The 2,317-nt window shown below is 38.8% G+C and carries 3 protein-coding genes; 1 reads left to right on the top strand and 2 read right to left on the bottom strand.

Annotated features, from left to right (window positions below; genetic code table 11):
* Positions 1–111, top strand: a 111-nt coding sequence (locus tag O9295_RS26675) for a transposase (RefSeq protein ID WP_071784045.1), incomplete at its 5' end; no start/stop codon positions are given.
* Here O9295_RS26675 and O9295_RS26670 read toward each other — a convergent pair.
* Complete coding sequence (locus O9295_RS26670) at positions 88–597, bottom strand: hypothetical protein (RefSeq protein ID WP_288036283.1); 510 nt, start codon at positions 595–597, stop codon at positions 88–90. The genes O9295_RS26675 and O9295_RS26670 overlap by 24 nt on opposite strands.
* 215 nt (positions 598–812) lie before the next feature.
* Positions 813–2,228, bottom strand: coding sequence for a methyltransferase regulatory domain-containing protein (locus O9295_RS26665; protein ID WP_502846525.1), 1,416 nt, complete (start codon positions 2,226–2,228; stop codon positions 813–815).
* Between the last annotated feature and the right edge of the window lie 89 nt (positions 2,229–2,317).

The following is a 2,317-nucleotide window of genomic DNA, read 5'->3' as shown; positions in this document are numbered from 1 at the left end:
GTCGAGGGAATCAACAATAAACTTAAACTAATAAAACGGAGAGGCTATGGCTTTAGAAACTTTCGGAATTTTTGGGTTAGAAGTATGTTATCTTGGCATCTTGTCTGTTGATTTAGCATAAAGGGTAACGAAGAGCCAATTTGTTCCATCCCAACAACGCTGAGTAGAGTAGGGGACAACCTTATCTTCTTTGGGTGAGTGGGAAGAATTGTATTCCACTACTACCACTCGCGGTTGATAGATTTTTTCTAAACTAAACCAGAGATAAAAATCATTACCGTCCACATCAATAGAAAGCAAATCGAACTCGTGGGGAACCTGATACTTGATAAAAACTTGATTGATATTTTCGGCAGTAATTAACTCTTGATAGAGATGAAGTTCTGGGTTACTATAATCCCTATCTAACTGGATACCATGACATTCATAAACTTCTCGCAGATAATGCGTATTGCATTCTCTGCCATCTTCTACCCCAATTTCTACATAAAAGCAATTCGTAAAACCAATGAGAGCGAAAATCTGCTCAATCACACCATCTTCTCCATTTTGGGAGAAAACTTTTTTCTCGAAAGATTGTAAGTTAATGACTGTCATGGCTAAAAATATCCAGTTTCTAGTAAACCGTAGGGTGCGTTAGACGGCAAAAATTGCGGCTTTGACTTGAAAGTAACAATCCGTCGTAACGCACCACTAAGTAGTAAAACGTAACAGCCAAAATTGCTGCTTTGACTTGAAAGTAAAAATCCGTCGTAACGCACCACCTATCATCAACTAAGTAGCCAGTTACAATGAGATTACTTACTTAGTATTTACTCAATACCTAGTTTTTGCAATGTTAGTAAACGTTCTTTACTAAACTCCTCGTACACTGTTTTCAGATGAGTAATATTCTCCTCCTCTGTTTCCAAAGTTTTCCCATCTTTAACCACTTTTTTGCCTTGACTTGCCAAATTTTGCCAAACAAATTGTACTGCATCTTGGTTAGAGGATTTAGCCAAGAGGAATAATTGTTCTAAACGATTGACCACTACTCCAGTCCCAATCAAAGGAGAAGCTAAAAAGCTTAATTCCTCATCATAGATCGCTTTCGCTTTCACTGCATTATTAAAAGCATCAGTAGATGGTTTCCGTTGTTGGCAAGTTTGCTCATCCACAGCAGGATGAATATAGCCAATACCAGTTAAAATCATAAGAGCTTGGTAAAGACCATTTAAGTTAATATTTGAGGTTTTGGGGTGATTTTGTAGTTGCAGTAAAGTTTGGGGAGATTCCGCCAAAACTTCACAAATTGGCTGATAAACTGTCTCCTGTAACTTAACTTCTCCCACGGGAAACTGATGCTCGAACTTGATATTTGCGGGATTAACCAGCAGAGCAAACCTGGTTTCTTGTAGTTGTTTAAGCTGTTCTTGGGTGGTTAAACTTAAAGAGCCTCGACTAAAAATATCACGACGGAATTGGCTATTAACAAAGAAATCTCGCACCACTTCCCGATAGATTGGGTCGCTAATTTTTGCTAATTTCTCTTGAGCTGCCTGAGAGAGATTGACCGCATCAATATGGTCATTAATATGAGCGGAACCCACATATTTAAGTTTAGCATCCTCTAATTCTTTCGCCACTTCATCGAAGTAAAAAGAATTCCATTCCTGATTGAAATACTCGTGAGCTAAATAATAACGATTTTGTTCCTTCAGGCGCTCATAACGATTTTTTAAAATTGGATTTTGGACAAAATAACTAGCATTAGCTTCTAATAATTCTCCTGTAAAATTAAGTGCCTGTTCAATTCGTGTTAAAAGTTCAGAACTGTGTTGACCATGACGCACCATTAAAGCTTGCATCGGCATCGCCGCCGACCAACCAGGAAGGGCATTATAGGAGATATAAACTAATCCCCCCACCTTGAGATTGCGGCGAATAAAATTAACTATCACTTGGCGATTTTTGGCACTAATCCAGCTATAAGTTCCGTGCAGACTGATGAAGTCAAATTGAGGTAAATCTCGCTCTAAAAATTCCTCAAAACTATCATCAAAGAAAAGAATATTCTTCATTCCCGCTTTGGCCGCTAAATCTCTGGCGGTGGCGATATGGCTAGGATTGAAATCATTGGCATAAAATTGGGACTGGGGATAGGTAGCGGCTAGAATATTCGTGGTAAAACCCTGACCCTGACTGACGGACACAAGTGGGTCAAAACCTGACAAGACAAGGGTTGCCAAAAAGAAAAATATCTGGGTAGATAGGGAAAAAGCAAGAATCCCTACAAGATGAAAACCGAGAACAGAATCTTCTCCCAAGTTTATTCCTA

Origin of the sequence: Microcystis sp. LE18-22.4A (genome assembly GCF_027531105.1) — a bacterium.
GTDB classification, from domain to species: domain Bacteria; phylum Cyanobacteriota; class Cyanobacteriia; order Cyanobacteriales; family Microcystaceae; genus Microcystis; species Microcystis aeruginosa.
Note: the sequence above shows the minus strand (reverse complement) of the source record. Positions and strands in the feature narration are given on the sequence as shown.